The 24,161-nt window shown below is 48.4% G+C and carries 17 protein-coding genes; 9 read left to right on the top strand and 8 right to left on the bottom strand.

The genetic code is table 11. The features are described from left to right. Nucleotides 1-29: 29 nt before the first annotated feature. A complete protein-coding gene (locus L6468_RS10625; RefSeq protein ID WP_237793216.1) occupies nt 30-1,160 on the bottom strand; it encodes a pentapeptide repeat-containing protein in 1,131 nt (376 codons plus the stop codon). Between the two features lie 294 nt (nt 1,161-1,454). Between L6468_RS10625 and L6468_RS10620 the strand changes: the two genes are divergently transcribed. Further along, nucleotides 1,455-2,123: a histidine phosphatase family protein gene (locus L6468_RS10620; protein WP_237793215.1), complete on the top strand. Its 669-nt coding sequence runs from the start codon at nt 1,455-1,457 to the stop codon at nt 2,121-2,123. 265 nt (nt 2,124-2,388) lie between these two features. Here L6468_RS10620 and L6468_RS10615 read toward each other — a convergent pair whose 3' ends face one another. The 7 genes from L6468_RS10615 to L6468_RS10585 all read right to left on the bottom strand — a co-directional run bounded on the left by L6468_RS10615 (nt 2,389) and on the right by L6468_RS10585 (nt 15,269). Continuing rightward, a complete protein-coding gene (locus L6468_RS10615; RefSeq protein WP_237793214.1) occupies nt 2,389-2,760 on the bottom strand; it encodes a thioesterase family protein in 372 nt (123 codons plus the stop codon). Between the two features lie 595 nt (nt 2,761-3,355). Then, a complete protein-coding gene (locus L6468_RS10610) occupies nt 3,356-6,670 on the bottom strand; it encodes a glycoside hydrolase family 31 protein (protein WP_237793213.1) in 3,315 nt (1,104 codons plus the stop codon). A 103-nt stretch (nt 6,671-6,773) separates the two neighbouring features. Beyond that, nucleotides 6,774-9,047, bottom strand: a complete 2,274-nt coding sequence (locus L6468_RS10605; RefSeq protein WP_237793212.1) for a helix-turn-helix domain-containing protein — start codon at nt 9,045-9,047, stop codon at nt 6,774-6,776. 192 nt (nt 9,048-9,239) lie between these two features. Continuing rightward, a complete protein-coding gene (locus L6468_RS10600; RefSeq protein WP_237793211.1) occupies nt 9,240-9,989 on the bottom strand; it encodes a LytR/AlgR family response regulator transcription factor in 750 nt (249 codons plus the stop codon). 23 nt (nt 9,990-10,012) lie between these two features. After that, nucleotides 10,013-11,914 (bottom strand): tetratricopeptide repeat-containing sensor histidine kinase, encoded by a 1,902-nt coding sequence (locus L6468_RS10595; protein ID WP_237793210.1) that lies wholly within the window; start codon nt 11,912-11,914, stop codon nt 10,013-10,015. Between the two features lie 314 nt (nt 11,915-12,228). Next, nucleotides 12,229-13,662 (bottom strand): IS4 family transposase, encoded by a 1,434-nt coding sequence (locus tag L6468_RS10590; protein WP_431356549.1) that lies wholly within the window; start codon nt 13,660-13,662, stop codon nt 12,229-12,231. Nucleotides 13,663-13,835: 173 nt separating this feature from the next. Then, complete coding sequence (locus L6468_RS10585; protein WP_431356549.1) at nt 13,836-15,269, bottom strand: IS4 family transposase; 1,434 nt, start codon at nt 15,267-15,269, stop codon at nt 13,836-13,838. Between the two features lie 157 nt (nt 15,270-15,426). Here L6468_RS10585 and L6468_RS10580 point away from each other — a divergent pair, with 157 nt between their 5' ends. From L6468_RS10580 to L6468_RS10545, 8 genes are read left to right on the top strand one after another with little or no spacing between them, the layout of a single operon-like run. Continuing rightward, on the top strand, nt 15,427-16,164 hold the full coding sequence (locus L6468_RS10580) for an FHA domain-containing protein (protein WP_237793209.1): 738 nt from the start codon (nt 15,427-15,429) through the stop codon (nt 16,162-16,164). A 9-nt stretch (nt 16,165-16,173) separates the two neighbouring features. Continuing rightward, entirely contained in the window at nt 16,174-17,889 is a 1,716-nt protein-coding gene (locus L6468_RS10575) for a serine/threonine protein kinase (protein WP_237793208.1), read from the top strand. An 18-nt stretch (nt 17,890-17,907) separates the two neighbouring features. Next, nucleotides 17,908-18,924 carry a serine/threonine protein kinase gene (locus L6468_RS10570; RefSeq protein ID WP_237793207.1) on the top strand — a complete coding sequence of 339 codons (1,017 nt, stop codon included), beginning with the start codon at nt 17,908-17,910 and terminating at the stop codon, nt 18,922-18,924. Then, a complete protein-coding gene (locus tag L6468_RS10565) occupies nt 18,915-19,973 on the top strand; it encodes a PP2C family protein-serine/threonine phosphatase (RefSeq protein ID WP_237793206.1) in 1,059 nt (352 codons plus the stop codon). Before L6468_RS10570 ends, L6468_RS10565 begins: the two co-directional genes overlap by 10 nt. Nucleotides 19,974-19,977: 4 nt before the next feature. After that, a complete protein-coding gene (locus L6468_RS10560; protein WP_237793205.1) occupies nt 19,978-20,589 on the top strand; it encodes an FHA domain-containing protein in 612 nt (203 codons plus the stop codon). Nucleotides 20,590-20,631: 42 nt separating this feature from the next. Beyond that, nucleotides 20,632-22,200 (top strand): FHA domain-containing protein, encoded by a 1,569-nt coding sequence (locus L6468_RS10555; protein ID WP_237793204.1) that lies wholly within the window; start codon nt 20,632-20,634, stop codon nt 22,198-22,200. Nucleotides 22,201-22,211: 11 nt separating this feature from the next. Next, nucleotides 22,212-23,459, top strand: a complete 1,248-nt coding sequence (locus L6468_RS10550) for a hypothetical protein (protein WP_237793203.1) — start codon at nt 22,212-22,214, stop codon at nt 23,457-23,459. Nucleotides 23,460-23,480: 21 nt separating this feature from the next. Then, on the top strand, nt 23,481-24,152 hold the full coding sequence (locus L6468_RS10545) for an FHA domain-containing protein (RefSeq protein WP_237793202.1): 672 nt from the start codon (nt 23,481-23,483) through the stop codon (nt 24,150-24,152). The last annotated feature ends 9 nt before the right edge of the window (nt 24,153-24,161 follow it).

Raw genomic sequence — 24,161 nt, 5'->3', positions numbered from 1 at the left:
TTTTCTAACTAGAAAATTATACTAACAACTTAAAATAAATCAAGCCATTGATTGAACTCCTCACTATGCTCAATGTTTTTTAAGAGAATTGCAGAAGATAGGGTTTTGATTTTATATTCAGAGATTACTTTATCAAAGACTCCTATTTCCACCTTGTCGTCTCTTACTAATAAGATTGGCAAGTTTGCCATCACTCCCATTCCTACCTCTATCTCATTCCAGGGCGTTGGTAGCCATAAGTCTTCTTTGTATTCTTTCATATCGGGATTTAGACGACCGGTTTTTATCTCTATCTGTTTCAGACCAAAAGCAATCATTGCGTCAGACTGTTTTATTGCTTCCTTGACCTTCGTTAACTGACTATCTTTCGGATAATGATCGCGTGTATATATAACAGCCTCTATGTTCTTTTTTTCTAACAGGTCTTTATAGAAAAGCGTTAAGGCTTCTTCTGATGCAGTTAGGGAACCAGGCATACTAAAGAACACCCTTTTATGTTCCCCCCTCTTCTTTGTCTTGTCTAATGTAATCGCATCAGAGCCTTTGTACACATAAGCTTCATCTTTCGTCCCCTGATCAACCCACTCCAGATGACTCAGCAACTCTTCAGGGATGCCTATTGCACCCTTGAAGTTTGAACCTTCGAGCTTAACATTCTCGAAATACACATTGGTTAAATCCGCATATTTGAAATCTGCTTTTTTGAAAGTGCAGTTTTTGATATTAGTATGATTTAATATTGCACTATTAAATATTGTGCCAAAACCAACAACATTCTCAACTAAGGCATAAGATAGGTTTGCTCCAAACATGTCTGTGAAATCCATCGTTATTTTCCATGATTCGTCATTGGTATGTCTTGGTGAAAGCCCCTTCTTCTCAAGATTGTCATCTTTTTCGTTCTTTCTCCCAAGATACAAATCCTGCATATTTGTTCGCATCAGGTCTGCATAATTCAAATTACCTGCATATGCCAAACCGTCACCCAATGTTTTTTGGAAGATACCTGTTGGGTGAATCTTTAACATCGCAGAGATTTCACGGATAGTTTCTTGACGGAATTTGTCTTTGTCTATGTCTGCATCATAGAATCGGCGCAAGATAATGGCTGCAGATAGTTGAGATGTTTCATTATTCTTAGATAACAGTTCTATTGCCATGTTAAATTGATCTCGTATGTCTTGACGTCTTTGATTATTTGTCCTAATAATCTTTGTTGCGACATATAGGATGGCTCCAGACAATACGATTGTTAGAGTATAAATAGGCCCGACATGTTCTAATCCCCAAATGCCAAGTGAAGATTGTAGTATCATAATATGAATCTTATTTGTAATAAATACTTTTAGGTTCTGCAAAGATATAGTTTTTCTCTAAAATGAACAAATTCTTGTGCAGATTATTTGGAATTTCTTATTTTAGTGATTATCTTTGCATCATATTTTACTAGCCCTATGAAACCTAAAAGAATCATACTTATCAGACACGGAGAGTCACAGGCGAATGTCGATCGGTACTTGTTTGGACGGGTGCCCGACTACACGATAGAGTTGACAGACAAAGGGCATGAGCAGGCTCGGGAGGCGGGAAAACGCCTGAGAGATTTGGTTGGGAGTGAGTCGATGTATTTCTACGTCTCTCCATTCTGGCGTGCCCGTTCCACTTTCGAAGGCGTGGCATCTGCTTTCCCGAAAACCCAATTTGAGTATGGCGAAGAACCTCGGTTGCGGGAGCAGGAATGGGGCTATCTGCGGGGACAGGATGAGTTTGACAAGATTTGCCAGGAGAGACGCGAATATGGCACATTCTACTATCGCATACCAGGCGGAGAGGCAGGTTCGGATGTCTACGATCGTATCAATGATTTGTTGGGCAGTTTATACAGGGATTTCACAGATGAGAAGTTCCCTGAGAACTGCGTGCTTGTAACTCACGGACTGACTATCCGCTTGTTCGTCATGCGCTTCTTTCACCTGACAGTGGAGGAGTTTGAACGAATGGTAGCTCCTAAAAACTGCGATTTGGTGGTGTTGGAACTGCAAGATGATGGACATTATCGACTGATAACGGAAATGGCCTGTTCTTCAGAACCATTGCGATACGCTAGGCCCATCAGATTATAAGTTGTTATCAGCGTATTCATCAAATTTATACCCGTAAAGTATAATTCGCCCCCATTTTTCATACATTCCCCAGATAAACGTATCTTCCAGAATTAAATGGTTTTATGTGATGTTAGAGTAATTATTGTTTAGGTTCTGCAAAGATACGATTTTTTCCTTACTTCTTTCGTCAAATAAAAACGATTTTTGCACTATATAATTAGTTTCAACAAGATGGTAATCTGCGACATCGGCCGCTATCTGGAGAAGCAGCTAGGGTAGGGACCTACAATTTCGACATGAAGCGCTCCTTGTCGACAATGAACCTGAGGTGGGTGCCCTCTCCAAGTAGTGTGTCACCTGAGTAGGCGGCCACTTTGAATGTGATTTTCTTGCCGTCAACCTTTGTCACCTCTGCGGTGGCAGTCACCTTGTCGCCCACTTTCGTGGGTCTGAGATGAGATGACTCGATATGGCCGCCAACGGTGGTGCATCCCTCTGGCAACTCCTTGGCGACGGCCATCATGGCCGCATTCTCCATCAATGCCATCATGGCGGGAGTCGCCAGCACGGGCATATCGCCGGAACCCATCTTTACGGCTGTGACATCATCAGTCACCGTCAACTCGCTTGTATATTTCAGACCTGTTTCTACCATGTTGTAAATCCTTATGTGTTGTCATTCTCGCTGCAAAGGTACGAAATAATGTGGACTTCTGATGACTTTATGCTAGAAAATGTCTGTCAGTCCCCTTTTTGAAAATCTACATATAGCATTGATCTCTTTAGCTTTTCCCTCGCTTTAGTCATACTGTAGCCATAGTCTAGCCATAGTCCAGCCATACTGTAGCCATAGTCTAGCCATACTCGTGAGTAAGGCTAGAAGCAGCTTGGAAGCAGCTTGGAAGCAGCTTAGAAGCAGAGTGAAAGCAGGTACAAGTACAGGGCAAGTACCCGACAAGCACCCGACAAGTACCCCCTCAAGTACCCCGACAAGCACCCCACAAGCACCCCCTCAAGTACCCCACAAGTTCTTTGGTAAAGACAATAAAAAGGGCTGACAACTCATAGTTTGTCAGCCCCGTTTTATAGTTTGCATTGGCAGTGATCGGAGCTATTAGCATCGCCTTACCTTCGCTTTAGCCTGCTTCTAGCCTGCTCCATGGAGCAGCTTAGGAGCAACCTAGGAGCAGCCTAGGAGCAGGCTAGGAGCAGAGTGATAGCAGGCTAGAAGCTTTTTCGTAAAAATAGGACTATCTCTTGAGCAGTTTTACTGTTTTGCTGCCGTTGGCTATGATGTTGATATCGGTAGATAAATGGGTGCGTGGAGTACCGTTGATGGCGTAGATAGAGTGCATCGTGTGCTGGTTGGAGGTAATGGGTGCAATTCCTACGGCAACGTTAAACTCCTGCTGGAGCTTCTTCAGGTCGGACGTAAAGCCCACGTAGCTAATGACGGAACGTCCCTGCACATTGGTGGATGTCATACCAAAGATGGTCTCTCCTGTCAGTTGGTATCCTTTGCATTCATCAATGGTCCATGCAATCATGATACGTCCGTCTTTCAGGGTGCGCACATCAGTAGGATTGACGATGTTCACCCAGTTACCGTTGATGTACCATAGTTGCGAGTCGTCTTTGTTTTTTGAAACGTCTGTTGCCACTGCCACGAGGTATTTTGTGCCCGGCTCCATGTATTTCTTATCCGAATATTTTAGCGCGATATTCTGCGCTCCAGTCTTGGTGATTGTGATGGTGTTGTCCTTGCTGCTGTAGGCAATGTCGGAAGCTCCGAGGCGGTCGGCCACACGGTTTTTATACCAATCGTAGGCTTTCCAGTTGTAGAGGTTCGTGGGAACGGAGGCATCTACACCGATAGTGGTCTGATGAGTAGTACCCAGTCCGTCGGTATAGGTGACGTTGATGTCGGCGTGGCCTTCTTTCTGACCTGCATGGATAATGCCGTCTCGCACAGTGGTCACCAGCGTGTCGCTACTCTCGTATACAGCATCGAGAGTGATAAATTTTGACGAGCCGTCGGCCAGCTTTGCCTTAACGGCAAAGGTCTGGCTCTGGCCCAAAAAGAGATTGACATTTGAGGGTGTAGCCTGGATACTCCGAATGGCGGTAACATCCTCGTTTGTTGTATGATCATTGTCAATTTTTACGTTGACTTCGCTGCCCGTGTATTTCACCTCCTTACTGAAGCGTTGTGACTGTTGTATGCCTAATCCCATATGCTTCTCGGCATCGACCAGTACAATGCGGAAGGTACGATTCTTTAGCATACCGTCAAAAGCACCGCTGCGAGCACCGATGGTGAGTGTCTTTGTCTTGTCGTTCCATGAAAAGGGAATCTCTGTGAAGTGTCCTTGCTCGTAGTTATAGTTGTCGCGCTCGTCTTCGTAGAGGGTGAACGTGCCGTCGGCACCGGGGTAGATACGTATCTCAAGGTTGTCCCAGTTGCTCTGTTCGCTGTACTGCACCTTGGGCCCCCATGGCATAATGGTACCCTGTCGTACATAAAGGGGCATCAGTGCCAGATTGACATCACGTTTCACGGTCTGTCCACCATCGTATTGCTGTCCGTTCCATACATCCGTCCAGCCATCGCCCTTTGGCAGATAAACACTTCGCTGTGTAGCCTGCGACTTCACGACGGGAGCTACAAGCAGATTACTTCCAAACATGAACTGGTCTTTCAGGTTGTGGGTGGCTGCATCTGTTGGATAAGCAATACCCATCGCCCTCATGAAGGAATAACCTTCGTTGTAAACCCGTCGGTCCATGCTATAGATATAAGGCAGTAGGGCATAGCGCAGGTTGATATATCTGTTGATGATGTCATAATAACTCTCGCCTTCCTTGCCAAACTGGTAGATGGCACGATCGGTGCTTGAACCATGACTGCGCATGATGGTGCAGAATGTGCCGAACTGAATCCATCGGCAGTAGAGCTCGTTGTAGATATCCTGTCCGGCGCCCTTGAATGAACCGTTGAAGAAACCGCCGATGTCACTGTTCCAACTTGGAATACCGCAGGCAGAATAGTTTAGGGCTGCTGGAATCTGATTTCCTAATGTCTCCCACGAAGCAGTGATGTCGCCGCTCCATGTTCCAGCGCCATATCGTTGCATGCCGATAAAACCAGAACGGGTCATAATCATCACACGGCGGGCCTCGGTCTCAGGAGCTTTCTGTCCACGGTGTCCTTCATATACACCGCTGGCATGCATCAGCGGGAACACATTACGCATCGCACGCCACGTATGGGACGTTTCGAGCGAATGAGGATTTAATGTGGCATTGTCTTCATCATCTTTGTTCAACACGATGAAGTCATTGGTCTTCTCCCAATCCTCACCACCTTGGTAGTGATCGGGTTCGGAAGAATCCACCCAATATGCATCCACACCTTTGTTGACCAGTCCTTCATATAGACATTGCCAGTAGTATTTGCGAGCCGATTGCTGATAAGGGCAGTAGATGCCAACCCCCTCATTGTTGGGCCATGTTGACGACATGATGTCGTTGCCCATCTTCATCAGTTGGTTTTTCTCCTTAAAGTGTGCAAACTGCTTAGTATCGCGTCCGAAATTCGCCCAAATGGAAATCAGCAGATGAGCACCATCAGCGTGCATTCCGTTGATCATCTGAGGATATGTGGTCTTGAATTCTGGATTAAGGAATTCCATTGCGTTCCATTGGTTGTTACCTCCCCAATACTGCCAGTCCTGCACCACGCAGTCGATGGGTACCTTCTGTGAGCGATACTTTTGCAGCACCCCCAGTGTCTCTGTAGCGCTCTTATAGCGCTCCTTGCTTTGGAAGTAGCCGAAGGTCCAGAGCGGCACCATCGTGGCCTGTCCCGACAACTGGCGTACCAGTTGCTGTACCTCGTCGCCACGCTCCGCAGCACCCACCAGTACATAATAATCTACGGCATGTGCTGCTTCGGTTTTGAAGGTGGCACCATTGGTCGCGTCGTCGCTGAAATCGCAGGGACCGTAGAGATCCCAATACAGACCGTAGCCGCGGGTGGAGTGGATGAATGGAATCCATACCGACATGTTGTTCTGCACCATGTGGTTGTAATTCTTGTTACGATGGTTCAGTGTGCCGTCCTGAACCTGTCCCAGTCCGTAGATGGCCTCGCCTGTTGAGAGGCGGAACGACTGTGACACATTGTAGGGATCTATGGTGTGTGCCGTGCGCTTGGTGAATGTAGGCTTTGTGCGCTCCTTGATAAGTACGGTGCCGTCTGGGCGGAAGAAACCAAGTACGCCCGTCTGCTTGTTGCAGGTCACCATCACCTTGCCTGTCAGCAGCGTGTCTTCCTTGGCGCCCTCTCTCTTAGTTGGGTTCACCTTCTGTGGCTTCATCGTCACCACCACCTTCGGGTCGGTCTTGCTTAGAGCATCTGCCTTTTGATACTTTGTTACTCGCACGATGTTGGGCGAGTAGAACTTAACTTCTGTCACGATACCACCTGTGGTTACCGTGTAGTCCTGAGCTTTTGCTTGCGTCAGGGTGGTGGCTAACAAAGCCACAAGGAACATTCGTTTCATAACACTTTACTAAAAGATTGTTTTCGGCTGCAAAAGTACTGCTATTCTGCAGAATAGACGTAACAACCATGTTGAAACAAATGGTAACCATGTTGAAAATAGGCTATTGGCGCGCATATTCAGAGGGCTTGCACCCATATTCCTCTTGGAAACAACGGCTTAAGTAACTGGCCGATGAGAATCCAGTCTTTGTGGCAATCTCGGCCAGAGAATGGTTGCCTTCACGTATCAGACGAGCAGCATGGCTCAGGCGTATGCTTCGCATGAAGAGACTTGGCGACTTATCTACAATGGCTGAGAGTTTCTTATACAGTCCTGTTCTCTCCATGCACAAATCGCTACTCAACTGTTCTACCGTATATTGTTTGCCAAGATTCTTCTCAACAAGAGCGATGGCTTTTTTCAGAAATTCAGAGTCCTGGGCATCCATATCGTTCTCTGCTTTTTCCTGTGTTGGCTTCACGCTTTGATGCTCATCTTCATAGCGGGCACATTGCTCCATCAAGCCCTCTATACGGGCCATCAGTCTTTCCTCCTTCATCTGTCGCATCATCCGCTTGCGCTGGTTGTATGAATAGAGGGCCATACCACCCACCACAATGCAGATAGTCAGGAGTGTATATATCACATATGCCCATGTAGATTGCCACCATGGAGGCAGAATTTCAAAAGATACTACTTTTGCCTTCCCCGTCCACCGGTCAGCATCGAGTGATGCCTCCACCTTCAGTTGATATTTGCCAGGTTTCAGCTTCAGTAGCGTCAGATGTAGCGCACCATTGTCATCAATATAGCTTCTGTCAACGCCAGGTCTCAGTATCGTAACGGTAGAGTCCCTGTCTAGCGTGAGCGTATATTTATAATATGTATGCTGAGGAAAAGCATAGTTAAGTGCCGAGAAGTCAAGAGATATCTCATGATCATTCTTCGTCATTCTTCTGAGTATCGGATTTAATTGGATGTTTCGCATCCTCATCAACTCGTTGGGATGGAATACTGTGCAGCCGTTCTTTCCTTCCATAGCGATGCTTCCATCGTCGAGCAACTTCGCCCTGCCTATGATGTAGTCGCCTCGTTGCACCCCATCTTCATGGCGATAACTGTTGATCTTCAGACCGCCGTCCTTCTTCACTTCGATACACGAAATCCCGTTTGCCGTTGAAGCCCACATACAGTGCTCTTTGTCCTCTACGATAGCGCAGACGCAGTCGTTCGACAGACCATCCTCAGAATACACCATACTAACCTTCCCATTCCTTGTCAGTCTGAGACCATCGGTGGTACACTCCCACAGATATCCACGGCTGTCCACCACACTAGTGGCTTGTGTATCAAAACTGAGGGATGTGGAATCTATGTTGCGGAAGGGGTACCTGTCGGGATGTGCATATAGCAGTCCGTCGCGATATGTGCCTACCCAGACACCTCCCTGGCGGTCGAAACAGATAGTATTGGCTGAGGCACTCATCTTGTTGCCATCAAAAAGCGTGTAATTATCTATTTCTTCTCTCGTTTTATTCTTTACATGATATCGCCACAGCCCTCTGGAACTGGTAAAGTAGATATCTGCATCATCCTTTACTGCCAGCGTGTGGAGCGTGAAGTGTGCCGTGAACAACTTGCTCCATGTCCTGCTCTTTGTGTCGAAGCAGAGAAACAGTCCCTCGATACCATTGCGTATCTGATAGAAATGACCATCTGCAGTTCTCACTACCATGGATGTCAAATCGTATTTTTTGGCCTCCTGCGATGAGTAGGCTGCCTTGGCATAGACTACTGATGAGGTTTTCAGGTCAAGGCAGACAATATGGCCAGTACTGAAGAACACATAACCGTATTGGCCATACACATCCACGTCCTGTACCTCTCCCCATGCTGGACTCAGATTGACAGACTTGCATGAATAGTCGTTCCATAATGCCCTGCCCGACAATAGCCAAAGGTGGTAGTCCGTGTCAACAAAAACATCTGTAATGGTATTCTTTTCAGGCCATATCTCCTTTATGAATTTCGGAATATCAGTAATGTATCGGTTCTGCTGTAGGTCGAAACACATGAGTGACTGCGTGTTCTTGATCCACACTATCTGCCTCTTATCCACATACACATGGTAAAACCCGTGATAATCTTTCAGGTGGAATGGCTCGATGTCGGCATGATGAATATGACTGAAATTCACTCCATCATAGATGTTGATATTCCCTAACGTCGTAAACAGCATCCGTTCGTCGGGCAGCTGCATAACGTGCATCACCTGATTGTCACACAGTCCGTCCTCTGCCGTCAGGCGCGAAAACAGCAGTTTCGATACGTCTGCCTTTATGTTAGTTGGGACAGACAGAATAATCAATAAGGAAAGTATAACAATACGTATCATTTGTCGTGTCGTAAATCTTTGTCTTTATAAGGTTTTTTGGTAAAAGACCACAAAGATACGACGAAGCAATTAAAAAACCAAATTTTTTTGATTTTTTTGAGCAATGACGTATGGAGGCTTAAATCAGGTTGATGGGGGGCTCTTTAGCGAGGAAGGCGACTCTTTACTCCTGTGACAAGAGTCCCTTCGCGTCTATAGCGAATAGAATGCTGACATCAGTTGGGTGCGGTAGTTTTTGCTGATGCGCAGTTCGGTGACTGACTCCATGGGCTCCATCAGGATACAGGCAGACTCCTGTATCTTTTTTATCTGATTGATGTTGACGATGTAGCGCTTGTGTATCTGAACGAAGTCAGTAGAGTAGTTCAGAATCACGTCGGCCGTGGTACGATGGCGCAACAGGTAGATGGTTCCATCCATGCAGATGGTCTCCCATATTTTGCGTTCCTGGTTATAACGGAAATAGGCTATGTCGCTGATACGCAGGGTGGTGTGCTCGTTCATGGCGTTGACAACCAGGATAATGGGAAGCTGTTCGGCGTTTGACCCTACAGATGGAATGCCAGCCAGTTTGTTTTCATAGTAGCGTGTCATAATTTGGCTGAGGTCTTGCTCTGTGGGTGGCTTCATCAGGTAGTCGAAAGCCTGGTGACGGATGGCGTCCAACATATATTTCTCGTGACCGGTATAGAATACGACCTTGGTCTCGGGCTTAATGTCCTGACGGATGAGTGAGCAGAATTCCAGACCAGACATGGTGGGCAGTTCGATATCAATGAAGATGATGTCGGGTTCGGTCTGGATGATAGTCTCAGCCGCCGACTTGGCATCGCAGGCCGTGCCTACGATGTCTACGGAATAATTCTTCTCCAAGAGGCGTTGTAACACCTCTATTGCTTCCTGATTGTCGTCTACTATAAATACCTTGGTCAGTTTCTGCATATTTCCTAAAATTGTTTTTTCAGTTAAGATTGTGAGATGATGGAATAGTTATATTCGCTAGGCACCAGCAACCAGGCTCTGCAGCCTGACGGTTGCCTGTTGGCGATGCCAAATGTGATTTGCTGGTGGTTGTGCTCGTTGAGCATCTGTATGGTTTGACGTACCACCCTCATGCCGGTATGTTCCATTGGACTCTTGTTGCCCAGTCCCTTGCCGTTGTCGATGACTTCTATCAGGGTGCTGTCGCCCTGACGGTTGACGCGGATGGTGAGTTCGCCACCCTGGCGCTGCAGTCCATGCTTGATGGCATTCTCAACAAAGATCTGTATGGTCATGGCAGGCAGGTGTACCTCTTCGGGCGCAACGTCTGGCGCGATGATTTTCTCGTAATGCAGCTTGTTGCCCATCTGCCGGCCCTCTATCTCCACATAGTAGTCCACGAAGCGCAGTTCCTCGCTGAGCGTGGTCTCCAGCATATCGGCCTGGTCGACGCCACGGCGCAGCAATTGCGTGAGGGCACTCAGGTCGACCGCTTTGCCATCCATCTGTGCGAGCATCTCGTGAGACAGGGCGTTATAGATGAAATGCGGCGTGATGCGGTTGCGGATATTCTCCATGCGCAGCACGATGATCTGCTGCTGGGAGGTTATCTCCTGCAGGCGATGGCGGCGACGGTGCAGCTGGTAGAGCACAACGGTGACGACGATGATCAGCAGGGCAATGGCCAGTAATGCCAGGGCCAGGTGGAAACTCATCTGCTGCTGGTTTATCTCCTGCTGTTGCGCCATCAGCTGCTTGTCGTGCTTGTATTGCAGCAGTTGGGTACTCATCCTCATGGCCGACTGTTTCTTCTGGATGGAGTCGGTCAGCTGGTGCAGTTCGTCGTGAATCTCCGTGGCCTCCTGCCAGCGTCCGGTCTTCTTCATCAGCTGTTCCAGGGCCTGCAGTCTTAACACCTTGGCGGCAGGGATGCTGATGTCGTCCTTGGGACTTGCAGCGGCGATGGCCTGTGCAGCGGGAATATCGCCCTCCAGCATCTTCAGTTTCATGCTGGATGTGGCCATATAGTAAATAAGAGGTGGGAAATTGACGCGGCGGAAGAAGGAGTCGGCCTCGCTGATAATCTGACGGGCAGAGTCGGCCTGTTCCAGGCAGATGTAGATCTCGCCCAGGTTTCCAAGAGAGGTGTAGTAGTCCCACAGCTTGGCCTCGTCGTCCTTAACCAGTGCAGCAGCCTTCAGGAAACAGTCGCGTGCCTCTTGGTAATGTGCCTGAAAATAATGGTCATTACCCAGGTTGTTGTAATATATAAACTGATCGCCCCGTTGCATGGTGGGCAGCATAGTGCCCAGGCGCTGCCACCAGCGCTGACTGTTGGCATAGTCGCCCATGAAGGTATAGGCCGTGCTGATACCCAGCATCAGGGGAATCTTCATCTCGTCGCCCATGCCGGTAGAGTCGGCCGTCTGCATGGCCTGCAGGTAGCCGTCGGCACTGCGGTCGAGCTGACCCAGCTGGCGGTAGAAGTCGGCCCTGTTGGCCATTGCCAGCACGCGTATCTCGTCCATGCCCTTCAGTCCCTGCATCTCGGCCAGGGCCTGTTCGGTGTACACCAGCCCGCTGTCGGGCTGACCCTTGATGGCAGTATAATAGACACCTTTTGCCTTCAGCCATTCAGCTCTTAGTCTGCGCACAGGTTCACTCATGTCGTCTTGGTGCTGCTCAAGGAATTGCGCAATGCGTGTGCTGGCAGCATACATGGAGTCGCCCTCCATCTGTGTGTACCACATCTTCAGCGAATCCATGGTCTGCTGCATGGGTATGGCGGTGGTGGGCGTGTCGTCGCAGGACAGCAAGGAGGCAATACTTGTCAGGGCGACAAGCATGATACCAGTTCTTATCTTTGTTTTTGTAGGGTTAACCATGTTTTCAAAATCGTGGTGCAAAGATAGTTTTTTTTTAAGAAATTGACAATAATACAATCTTTTTATTCTGAGTGAGTGGTTACTTTTTGGTTAAAATGACATATCAGTCGATAAGAGGTAAATTTTGCAATGTAAAAGGTATTTTATGCTCTTTTAGGTGCTTTTTGGGGCTTGAAAAAGCATGACGGAAATTTGGATGATGGCTCGGAAATGTTTAAATTTGCAAATATTAAATAAACACTGTGAAGTGTATTGCGACTTGAAATAACCAGAACTATTAATTTACTGAACTTTCGCAAGTGAATATTCATTCATCAAGCGACTAATTTATACATTTGATATAGCTTATGGAACTTAGGATTGGCATCAATAACCGCAGAAAGCAGTTCACTGGCATCGGCAGAGATCATCTCTGCGATTTCCAGGATGGTGTCCAATATAAGTTCCCATATCCTGTCCGAAGCGGACAGCTCGAGAGTGTTGCCAGTGGTATCACGGAAGAGCGCCCCGACGGTTTCGTAGGCTTCAAACCGCTTCACCGTGCAAAGTATGTTGTACTGCATCATGATCAGCGTAAAGCTGGCAATCTGTGCAGAGAAGTGTACGCTCTGACATCTGCCGAAGTCGAGCAGTTGCTTCTGGTCGTGATAAGCCACCTCGGTAGTCCAGCGGATAGCGTACGTCCTGTATGCTTTGAGAAAACTAAGCGAGAGGTCCGTAGTGAGCAATCCATTCCAAAGCCCATTCCTGCCTCGTTTCGAGAAGAACAAACGCACGGTGGTACCTGCAAACTTCACATCGATGGTGCAGTAGGTACATCTGAGTGTCCTGTTATGTTTGGTGAGACCCTGCTTCTGGAGCTTCTTGATAATCTGCTTAGCAGTCAAATCACCCCACTGGGTGTGGTATTTGGTTTTTCCAATCTTTATCATACCAATCAAATGACACTTGATGTGGCGGCTGGTAATCAGGCGAACGAAGTCTGCACTGGTAAACCAACTGTCAACCAGCAGATAGTCGAAACGTATTCCACGCTTGATAGCGTACTTCACCATCTCGATTGCCTTGTCAGTCTTCTTCATGGTGTATTCTTTTATGCGCTCCTCAACACATTGCCCCGTATAGTCGGCAGAGAAACGCTCACTGCGTTGCTTGTCCGTCAACCCTTGCTTCTTGTCAGGATTACTGCCTTCTTCACCATGAAGCGAGAAATCGAGAAACAATTGGCTCATGCCATCGCACAGAAGCAGCGTCAGACATTTGTAGCCGAGGATGCTCTTATGTTGGATATGAGAGAAAACCTTGCCGATAAGTTCACTCTTGCGACCACTCTTTGGAGCGTCTGTGTCATCGATAATCAGGCAGACAGGCTTGTCATGCTCAGCCTCGGTGCTACGGCTGATCTTACGCAGCAGCTGGAGGTTCATCGCATACAGCAGTTTGCGCCACTTGATATCACCATCATTCATAAAACGATAGAACATGTCCTTCTCACAACAGAACAAGCGGCTTAATGAAGAGCCAGAGTACCGGTATGCATTCCTGACGACGAAGAAAGGGAACAGCATCAAAAGATTAAGGACCTGCACGTTCGTGAACTTGCAGTTCTCTTTCTTCTCTGGCCCTATCTGCTCCGGACGTATGTTTATGCACTCCATCACTCTCATAATCGCATTAATTGCACGGTTATTCTCATTTTCTGAGAAAAAGCTTCTCAAATCTGAAATAATTGTTGTACCTTTGCTCACGGCTTCTAAGTTTGAACTTTATTGTTTGGCGACTATAAAGTTACTCATTTTCAGTGAGTTGAGCAAACTTCGAAGCCATTTTTATTCCTATTTTATGTTAAATTATGCAGGTGCGCCATCACTTGCGAAACTTTAGTTAATTTACTGAACTTTCGCAAGTGAATATTCATTCATCAAGCGACTAATTTATACATTTGATATAGCTTATGGAACTTAGGATTGGCATCAATAACCGCAGAAAGCAGTTCACTGGCATCGGCAGAGATCATCTCTGCGATTTCCAGGATGGTGTCCAATATAAGTTCCCATATCCTGTCCGAAGCGGACAGCTCGAGAGTGTTGCCAGTGGTATCACGGAAGAGCGCCCCGACGGTTTCGTAGGCTTCAAACCGCTTCACCGTGCAAAGTATGTTGTACTGCATCATGATCAGCGTAAAGCTGGCAATCTGTGCAGAGAAGTGTACGCTCTGACATCTGCCGAAGTCGAGCAGTTGCTTCTGGTCGTGATAAGCCACCTCGGTAGTCCAGCGGATAGCGTACGTCCTGTATGCTTTGAGAAAACTAAGCGAGAGGTCCGTAGTGAGCAATCCATTCCAAAGCCCATTCCTGCCTCGTTTCGAGAAGAACAAACGCACGGTGGTACCTGCAAACTTCACATCGATGGTGCAGTAGGTACATCTGAGTGTCCTGTTATGTTTGGTGAGACCCTGCTTCTGGAGCTTCTTGATAATCTGCTTAGCAGTCAAATCACCCCACTGGGTGTGGTATTTGGTTTTTCCAATCTTTATCATACCAATCAAATGACACTTGATGTGGCGGCTGGTAATCAGGCGAACGAAGTCTGCACTGGTAAACCAACTGTCAACCAGCAGATAGTCGAAACGTATTCCACGCTTGATAGCGTACTTCACCATCTCGATTGCCTTGTCAGTCTTCTTCATGGTGTATTCTTTTATGCGCTCCTCAACACATTGCCCCGTATAGTCGGCAGAGAAACGCTCACTGCGTTGCTTGTCCGTCAACCCTTGCTTCTTGTCAGGATTACTGCCTTCTTCACCATGAAGCGAGAAATCGAGAAACAATTGGCTCATGCCATCGCACAGAAGCAGCGTCAGACATTTGTAGCCGAGGATGCTCTTATGTTGGATATGAGAGAAAACCTTGCCGATAAGTTCACTCTTGCGACCACTCTTTGGAGCGTCTGTGTCATCGATAATCAGGCAGACAGGCTTGTCATGCTCAGCCTCGGTGCTACGGCTGATCTTACGCAGCAGCTGGAGGTTCATCGCATACAGCAGTTTGCGCCACTTGATATCACCATCATTCATAAAACGATAGAACATGTCCTTCTCACAACAGAACAAGCGGCTTAATGAAGAGCCAGAGTACCGGTATGCATTCCTGACGACGAAGAAAGGGAACAGCATCAAAAGATTAAGGACCTGCACGTTCGTGAACTTGCAGTTCTCTTTCTTCTCTGGCCCTATCTGCTCCGGACGTATGTTTATGCACTCCATCACTCTCATAATCGCATTAATTGCACGGTTATTCTCATTTTCTGAGAAAAAGCTTCTCAAATCTGAAATAATTGTTGTACCTTTGCTCACGGCTTCTAAGTTTGAACTTTATTGTTTGGCGACTATAAAGTTACTCATTTTCAGTGAGTTGAGCAAACTTCGAAGCCATTTTTATTCCTATTTTATGTTAAATTATGCAGGTGCGCCATCACTTGCGAAACTTTAGTTAATTTAAAATATAAATATTATGTCACAGAACAAAACCGTTATCCCAGGCTTAGAGCCGGCAGATGCAAACTATGGTCAAGGTAATGCATCTTCTAATTTCTATTCTCGTAATTCACAGGCTGCCTCTCGTGGTACTGTTATCCCGGGCATGGGTGCAAACACCCCCGATGTCTCTGCCGACAACCGTCCACAGCAGCGCCAGGCAAATCCTACGGGCAAACCCGTGATCGGTTTCCTCTATTCTGTATCGCGTACGCCTGCAGGCGAGTACTGGCCCCTGCATATCGGTCAGAACACCATCGGCAAGGCTCCTTCGTGCGATATCTGTCTGCAGGAAGGCACCGTATCGTCAGATCATGCCGTGCTGGTGGTCAGGAAGATGAAGAACCCCGAGAAGGTGATTGCCTCTATCAGCGATGCCCGCTCTACGAATGGCACCATGCTGAACGGACAGAGCCTTGGCTTCTCGGCCGAGGAATGCAAGAATGGTGATATCATTACCATTGGCGACAACTACGAGCTTTACCTGATTCTGATTGATGCCGCTTCACTGGGCCTGAAACCGGTAGAGGGCTTTATCGCTACCGAGGCAGCAGAGGAAGAGGTGAACGACGGACCGGAGCCATTCTTCCCCGGCAGTCAGCGCCCCACCAGACCAGGCGACGATTTCAACCCGTATGATTATAATCCTGGCGGCGGCACCGTGGGATTGGATGGTTCAAACCCCTTTGACAAGGGTGGTACTGTAGGTCTTTAACGATAGAGCATGGCAATATACAGATTACAGGGCAAAGCCGAGAAACGCAGTGGCATCTATTATGAGTTTGACCCCTCAGAGGAACCACTAGGCGAGGGCGGCATGGGCAAGGTGTATAAGGGACGCTGTGTCAACGAGGTGACAGGCACTGCCTTTGATGTGGCTATCAAGTTCATGTTTAGCGACCTGCCTGCTCATGCCATCGAGCGAGCTCGAAGAGAAGCCTCCATCCAGATACGCCATGACAACCTGGTGGAGATGCTGGGCTTCATAGATATAGAGGAGAAAGGTCCGCTGGGAGATATCCAGCATCACTACCACGTGGTGAGTGAACTGCTGGACGGCATTATGCTGGACGACCTGCTGGCAGGAAAGTTGACCAATAAGCGCGGCGAGCCGATGCCGTTTGCCCAGAAGTTGTACAACGACTATCAGCGTGATCCCTATCACTTCGCTACGTATATCATCAGGAATGTGTTGTCGGGCTTGATGGCGCTGCATGATGCCGGTTATATCCATCGTGATATTGACCCTACTAACATCATGATTACATCCAACGGCCATATCAAGCTGATTGACTTTGGTATAGCCAAGCAGATGCAGTCGCTCACCACGAACGACAAGTCGCTGACGGTGGCAGGCGTGTTTATGGGTAAGCCGGAATACGCAGCACCGGAGCTGATTCTGGGTGATATCAAGAGTCAGGACAAGACCACGGATATCTATGCCGTTGGTATCCTGCTATTCCAGTGTATCATTGGCCATCCGCCCTTTGAAGGCGACAGGCATGAGGTGATGAACAAGCAGTTGCACCAGAAGATGCCGCTGGGACTTATCAAGAACAAGCAGATACGCAAGATTATCGAGACGGCAACCGACAAGACGCGTGCCAAGCGTTTCAGGAGTGCAGCGGAATTCCGTGTGGCCCTGGACCAGATAGCACTGAACGGCACGGGCGGTGGCTTCGAGTGGAAACCCCTCTATACATATATAATAGGTGGCGTAGCTGCTTGTGGCATCATCGTCGGTGGTGCAGTTCTTGCTATCACATCCCTGTCGGGCGAAAAGGAACAGAATATCGAAGAAAAGCCGTATGTCTTTGTTCCAGACGAGGTAAAGGCTATGGAGGATGAAAACCTTACGGCGCAGGCCGACACCGTTGCGCCTGAAGTAGCCCCAGCACCTGCGCCCGAACCGGCACCTGTGACCTTTGGCTCTGCTATTGCAGCCCTGCACCGGGCGACGACAGCCTCAGAGGGTTTTGCACAGTTGGAAAGCCTTTCGAAAGACGGCAATGCCGATGCTACCTACCTGGTGAGTCGCCTCTATTTCAAGAGCAAGCTCAAGGATGACTACTGTCCTGACTCCATTACGAGGATGCAGAAGATGCTGAAGATAGGTGTTGACAACCGTAAGGCTCACCGTCTGCTGGAGATTAGCATTGAACAGAATCCCAGGAACTACCAGGCTCTGTATGAACTGGCCTGCGACTACTGGAAGGGTGCCCAGCGTACGGAGGCTGTGCAGAAGCGCGATGCCGACAAGGCGATAGACTGTTTCTGCAAGGCCATGGAGCATGCCAGACGGGCAAACGACAGGCTGTACATCCGTATGATAACTGGCTATCGTGCAGATATCGTGAAGTGGCTTGATAATGTGAAGGATATATCTGAATACCGTTCCCAGTTGCCTAAGTGGAAACGTCAGGTAGAGAAAATGAAATAAAAAGAAACTGTTTTAACGATGCCTAATACAGTCAGACAAACAGTAGTCACAAGGAAGGGTGACCCGTATATCTACTTATGGGTCATGAACGAGTGGTATTGCTACAATCCGCAGGAACCACCTGTGGGCAGTGGTGCCATGGGCGACGTGTACCGTGGGTTCAGATGCAAGAATGGCGCACCTGTGGCCATCAAGCGCGTGAAGGATGCCTATGCCAACAGCAAGATGATACGAGAACGCGCCAGACAGGAGGCATCGCTGGCATTCCGTCATCCTAACCTGGTGGAGATGGTGGGTTATTGCGAGTATGCCCCCGACAGCGGTCCTATCTTCATGATCAGTAATTTCGTGCAAGGCGAGAATATCGATGTGTTCGTGAAGAAGCTGGCCAACAGTCCTAACAGGGTGGAGAAGATCTGCAACGCCATGTATTCCGTGCTCGACGCCCTGGACTATGTACACTCCCGCGGGGTGATTCATCGTGATATCAAGCCTTCGAATATCATGGTAGAGAACGACTCCAATATCCGACTCATGGACCTGGGTATCGCCCGTATGAACGGCGGTAACAAGTTCTCGGCCTTTGGCTTCATCGGCACACCGGAGTATTCCGCTCCAGAGCAGATTACACGCGAACAGAACGGTACCAGCGTACAGATCAACGCGACGACGGACATTTATGCCCTGGGTATCACCTTCTATGAACTGCTGACGGGCAGTAACCCGATGGCCAGTAATGTGGAGGCCGAGACCCTGACACGTCAGATGAAGAACCCACTTCCCAGTAGCGACCTGATTCCGCATAAGCTGATGGACGTGCTGTGGAAGGCCACGGAGAAGGAGCAGGCCAAGCGCTACCAGACGGCGAGGGCATTCAGGGAGGCCATAGAGGCATCCCTCCTGCCAGACCCGCCCATGTCGGAGAGAATAGGCGTGTGGCTCGGGCAATACTGGGTCCTGGCGGCAGGAATCGCTGTGGGGCTGTTTGTCATCATTAGTATAATCATCATAATTTTAATCATGTTATGGAACTGAAAAAGTTGCATTATAGTGAAGAGGATATCTTTATCGGCTTTGCGGAATCCCGCATTGGTGGTAGGGCAGAGAATCAGGACTCCTATCTCTCGAAACAGACGGAGCGCGGATTTGTCGTTACCGTGTGCGACGGTATGGGAGGCGGTCCTGGTGGCAAGACGGCATCTGCCATTGCTGTCAACGAGATTATAGCGGGTATCGACGAGGCCAATAAGGACGAGGCAACTGCCAATGTGATTATCAAGGCTATCAGACGTGCCAATATGGCCATCATAGAGGCTGGCAACGAGACGCCTGCCCTGAAGGGCATGGGCTCTACGGCCACCGTACTGCTGCTCACCGACCAGTCGGCCTTCGTGGCCCATGTGGGCGATAGTCGCATCTATCAATTCCGAGGCAGGAAGAAGGTATTCCGTACCTTTGACCACTCCATGGTGTTTGACCTGGTGAAACAAAAGGTGATCACGGAAGAACAGGCACGCCTGTCGGCACAGTCGAACGTGATTACGCGTGCACTGGGTGCCAAACCCGATGTGGAGGTGGAGGTGCAGGAGGTGCCTTACCTGAAGGGCGACCGTTTTCTGCTCTGCTCAGACGGCATCCACGGTTCGATGCCTGAGGAGGAGCTCATCAAACTGGCCACGGAGAAGGGTAGGGCATTAGGTCCCATCACAGATAATATTGCTACAGTAGTAGACGAACTGGGACGCAGGGAAGGCGGCGGGCATGACAACCTGACGATAGCCCTTGTAGAAACACGTATTAACTCAAAACTTAAAACAACCATGTCAAAGCAAACCAAGATTTTGATGTTGTGTCTGGCAGCAGTCTGCGCCATCAGCATCGTATGCAATATAGCCCAATATGCCACAAGGCCCGATACGGCAGAACTGGATAAACAGGTGGCTGAATTGCAACAGAAAGATAGTCTCAGTGCTGATAGTATCAATCGGCTGAATGACAGTATATCCAAAGTGAATGCCAGTCTGGATCAGATAAAGGCTATCGTGAACCAAGTAAAAGAACCTAATAACAAAAACAAAAAATAAAACTATGAAAGTCTATTCAATTGGAAGAGATGCCGCCTGTAATATCGTCATTGACGACAATTCCGACGTCATCAGCAGACGGCACGCTATTCTGAACGTAGCGCCGTCCGGGAAAATGACGATTGTGGACCAGAGCCACAATGGTACCTATGTTAACGGTATCCGTATCTCATCGAATGTGCCGGTGCCCGTAACTCGCAAGGACAATATCTCGTTTGCCCATGTGGCTCGTCTGGACTGGAACCAGATTCCTAATACCAGTGGGGCTATCGTGCGTTGGAGTATCATCGGTGTTATAGCAGTATTGCTGGTGGCTGGTGGTGCCTGGGGATTCTTTACTTGGTTTGGCAGTGAAGCACCTGAAGAGCCTGTGCCTGTTGCTGTTGACTCAACTGAGTTGAAGAACGAACAGCAGCGGATTGCTGAGCAAGAGAAGCATATCCAGGATTCTATCGCGAAACACGTGCAGGACTCTATAGAGAAGGCGCAGAAGGAGGCAGCAGAAAAGGCTGCATCCAAAAAGAACGTGAAGAAGGCAGAGCCTAAGAAAGACAATGCCAAGGAAAAGGCAGAACCCAAGAAGGAAGAGCCGAAGCCCACACGTGTACGTGGATAAGAAGAAACAGATTACTGATAACAACTTAAAACTATAGGAAATATGAGACTACTAAAGATTGGCCGCGACGCAGCCTGTGATATTGTATTATACAGTGAGAATGTCAGTTCACTACATGCAGAACTCACCCTGCTCAATAGCGGTGACATACAGTTGGAAGACAAGGGTAGCCGTAATGGTACCTTCGTGATGAACCAGCCTATCAAGCCCGGCAAGCCCGTTAACATCCGTCGTGGTGATGCCGTGCGCTTTGCCGATGTGGAACTGCAGTGGAGCCAGGTGCCTCAGCCCGAGGATAACTCGGCCTACAAGGCTATCTACGGCATCGGTTCGCATTTCAATAACGACATCCAGATTTCGGGCAATACCGTCAGCCGCTATCATGCCACTATCAAGGTGGGGCGTGACAACAAGGTGTATATCGTAGACCATAGCAAGAACGGTACCACGGTAGATGGCAGGAAGATTGCCGCCAATGTTCCCACACGTATCAAGAAGAGCAGTGCGGTGGTCTGTGGTGGTGTGCCTGTCAACCTGAAGGCAGCGCCTATCCAGTGGCCCAGTGAGGCATGGAAGGCCGTTGTGGGCATTGCAGCCTCCTTATTGGTACTTGTTGGCGTTGGTGTTGGCATCTGGGCTGCATGGCCTAATAGCAAACCCAATATCAAGGCACTGGAAAAAGCTACAGCCTGTGTTTTTGAGCAGTACTATGTACAAGTGACCTATAAGGATGATCCGTTTATTGGTCAAATTAAGGGATGGCCGGAGAAATGGACATTTGGTATTGACAATAAGGGCAATCTAGCCTTAGGTACACCAGGCTCAAACATTTCTCCCATTGGTGCAAGAGGTACGGCATTCTTCATTTCTAAAGATGGTGAAATGGGTACAAACCGTCATATCGCTTTGCCATGGGAGTATCTGCCAGAAAATGCCGTGGAAACCATCAAACAGGCAATGGAGAAGAATCTTAACGACAATTCATCAAGTATTCTTGTGCCCCTGTTGAATGCCGCCATCAATTCTGGCAAGGTGCCTGTTGAAGAAGCAAGGGCATGGTTTACTCGTCTTCAAAAATCTGAAATAAACATCTCTGGTTCAATGGAATATATTGGTGTGGCATTGACTGGTACTAACTTTACCACGATTGCCGACTTGTATTCTTGTCAGGTGATAGCAGAGAGTGGTGCTAAAGAAAGAGATGTTGCCTTAATCCGTCTTAACTCCAAAAAGACGCCAGACGATATTATAAAAGGCGGTATCTTTGACATAGAGAATGCCAGGGTGGACGAGACGTCCCTGATTCCTCAGGAAGAAGAGCTGACTACCATTGGCTATCCCTCTGAGTTTGGCACAGGTATGAATCTGATTACAAAAGGTACAGAGTATCTGCCTACCGTTCACAGAACCTATGTGAGCAAGACACCTGATGATGACATGTTCCAACTGCAGAGCAATGTGGTAGGAGGGCAGAGTGGCTCACCAATCATTGACAAGGAACACAGACTCGTTGGTGTTGTGTTCGGAAGCTATAGGGGCACGGATGTGGCTTATGGCTGCAATATCAAACATTTGAAGGCGCTCTACGACAAGAACAAAGCACGTAACTAAAAACAGGACTTATGAAAAAGATACTTTCAATCATGGTCGCTGCCCTGGCTATTGCCGGCAGCGCTGAGGCAGTCATCGTACAGAAAATCTATCTGAAGGATGGTTCTGTGTTGAGTGGCTATATCCAGAAGCAGGATGATAACGGTAACCTGACCATCCATTCTGATGTGGCTGAGATATGCCTGAAGAGCAGTCAGGCCACCATCAGCAACGAGAAAAACTACACCGTTGGCGAACTGGACAAGAACTGGGTAGAATGGGCCGAGAAAAACGAGGCCTTCGAAGGTACTGGCAACCAGCGCACCCTGTATCTGGCTGATGTTACCTCGAAGTCAAAGACGGTGGCAAAGGTGAAAATCATTGAGCGTGGTGAACTGGTGAGGTATCTGGAGATGAGTCCTGATATCTATACCATCCCCTGGAAGGATGTGCTGGCTATCAAGGGCGAGAAGCGTTGCAAGACGGCCCTGTCGGGCATTAACCGTATCTTCCAGTTGAAGTCGGGCATGGAGTTCGAGGGACAGTATGCCGAGGAGACCGACTCGCTGTTGACGCTCTATCTGAACAATGGTATCCGCCAGTCGTTCAAGATCAACGATGTAATCAAGTACACGTTCCGTCCCATCAATCCCAATCAGGACATCTTCGCCCAAAGTGAATTGCTGAATATTGTGAAGACCAAGAACGGCAACGAGACAAAGGGTATCATCATTGAGCAGAACTATACCAGCGCGAAAGACTCAGAGAACTATTTCCTGGTGCAGCAGCCTTCAGGCGCTATCCAGAGCATCAAGGTGTCTGATATCCTGGAGACCCGAAAGGAAGAGAACCCCAAGTTCGATCCTAAGTTCGACGTCCTGCTGAAGGAGGGCGAGGTGCTGATTAACCGTCAGGAGGTAGTGATGACGGGTATCACCGAGAAAGGTGAGAACAGCGTACTCGACAGCCTGAGCGAGAAGGTGGTCATCAAGAAAGACCCCCAGAACAACACCCGTGTCACGGTGGAATACCGCAATGCCAACGGTGCCAATATCGAGGCCTATCAGGTGGTTAAGGTCAATAAGATAGAGAATAAGAAGGAGAAGAAGACTATGTACGGCGTGAGCTATCGCGACCTGGTCAACTCTACCATCCGTCCTGTCTCTGTTGAGACGAGTGTGAACCACACCACCAAGGCCGAGTATATCGTAGGCGGTCAGGGCACCTTTGCCTTGTATGACGCCAAGAACAAGAAGGCTATACCTTTTATTATTAAGTAAGCAAATAAAAAAGAATACGTTATGATGCTGAGGGAAGTAACCATAGGACGCTCTAAGGATTGTGACATCTATCTGGACGAAAGATGTATCTATGCCAGTAGTCATCATGCCACCATCTACTATGATGGCAACCAGTTGATGTACAGAGACTGTAGTAGTAACGGAACGATGATCAACAATGTCAGTGTGAAGCATCGTGCTGTGCCCATCCGTCGCGGAGATACCATCATGGTGGCTGGCAAGTATCAGATAAGCTGGAATCAGATTGATGTCTATTTCCCCGGCCGCCCACAGCAACAGATGCCACCACAGCAGTCGTACCAGCAGCCCTTCCAACAGTCTTATCAACAGCCCGCTATGCAGGCACCTGTTGACGAGGGCGACTCGCTGAATCTCTCGAAGTGGAACTGGGGCGCCTTCAGCCTCTATCCGCTCTGGGGTTTCTTCAACGGTTGCTGGTGGGCCTTCCTCATTGGCTTCTTCGTAGGGTGGCTGTTCCCCATCCCCAATATCATCTTTGGCGTCTACGGCACCCGGTGGGCATGGCAGAACAGGTCATGGCGCAGTGCTGCCGACTTCATGGCGACACAACACGGATGGGACATTGCGGGTATCATCATCTTTGTACTCGATGTGCTGGCCTTCCTGAGCGTATTCCTCTTCTATGCAGCCCTTATCTCTGCCTTATCATAAATGCATGCT

Origin of the sequence: Prevotella communis, from assembly GCF_022024115.1 — a bacterium.
In the GTDB taxonomy this organism is placed as follows: Bacteria; Bacteroidota; Bacteroidia; order Bacteroidales; family Bacteroidaceae; genus Prevotella; species Prevotella communis.
This window is presented reverse-complemented; position numbering and strand designations above follow the sequence as displayed.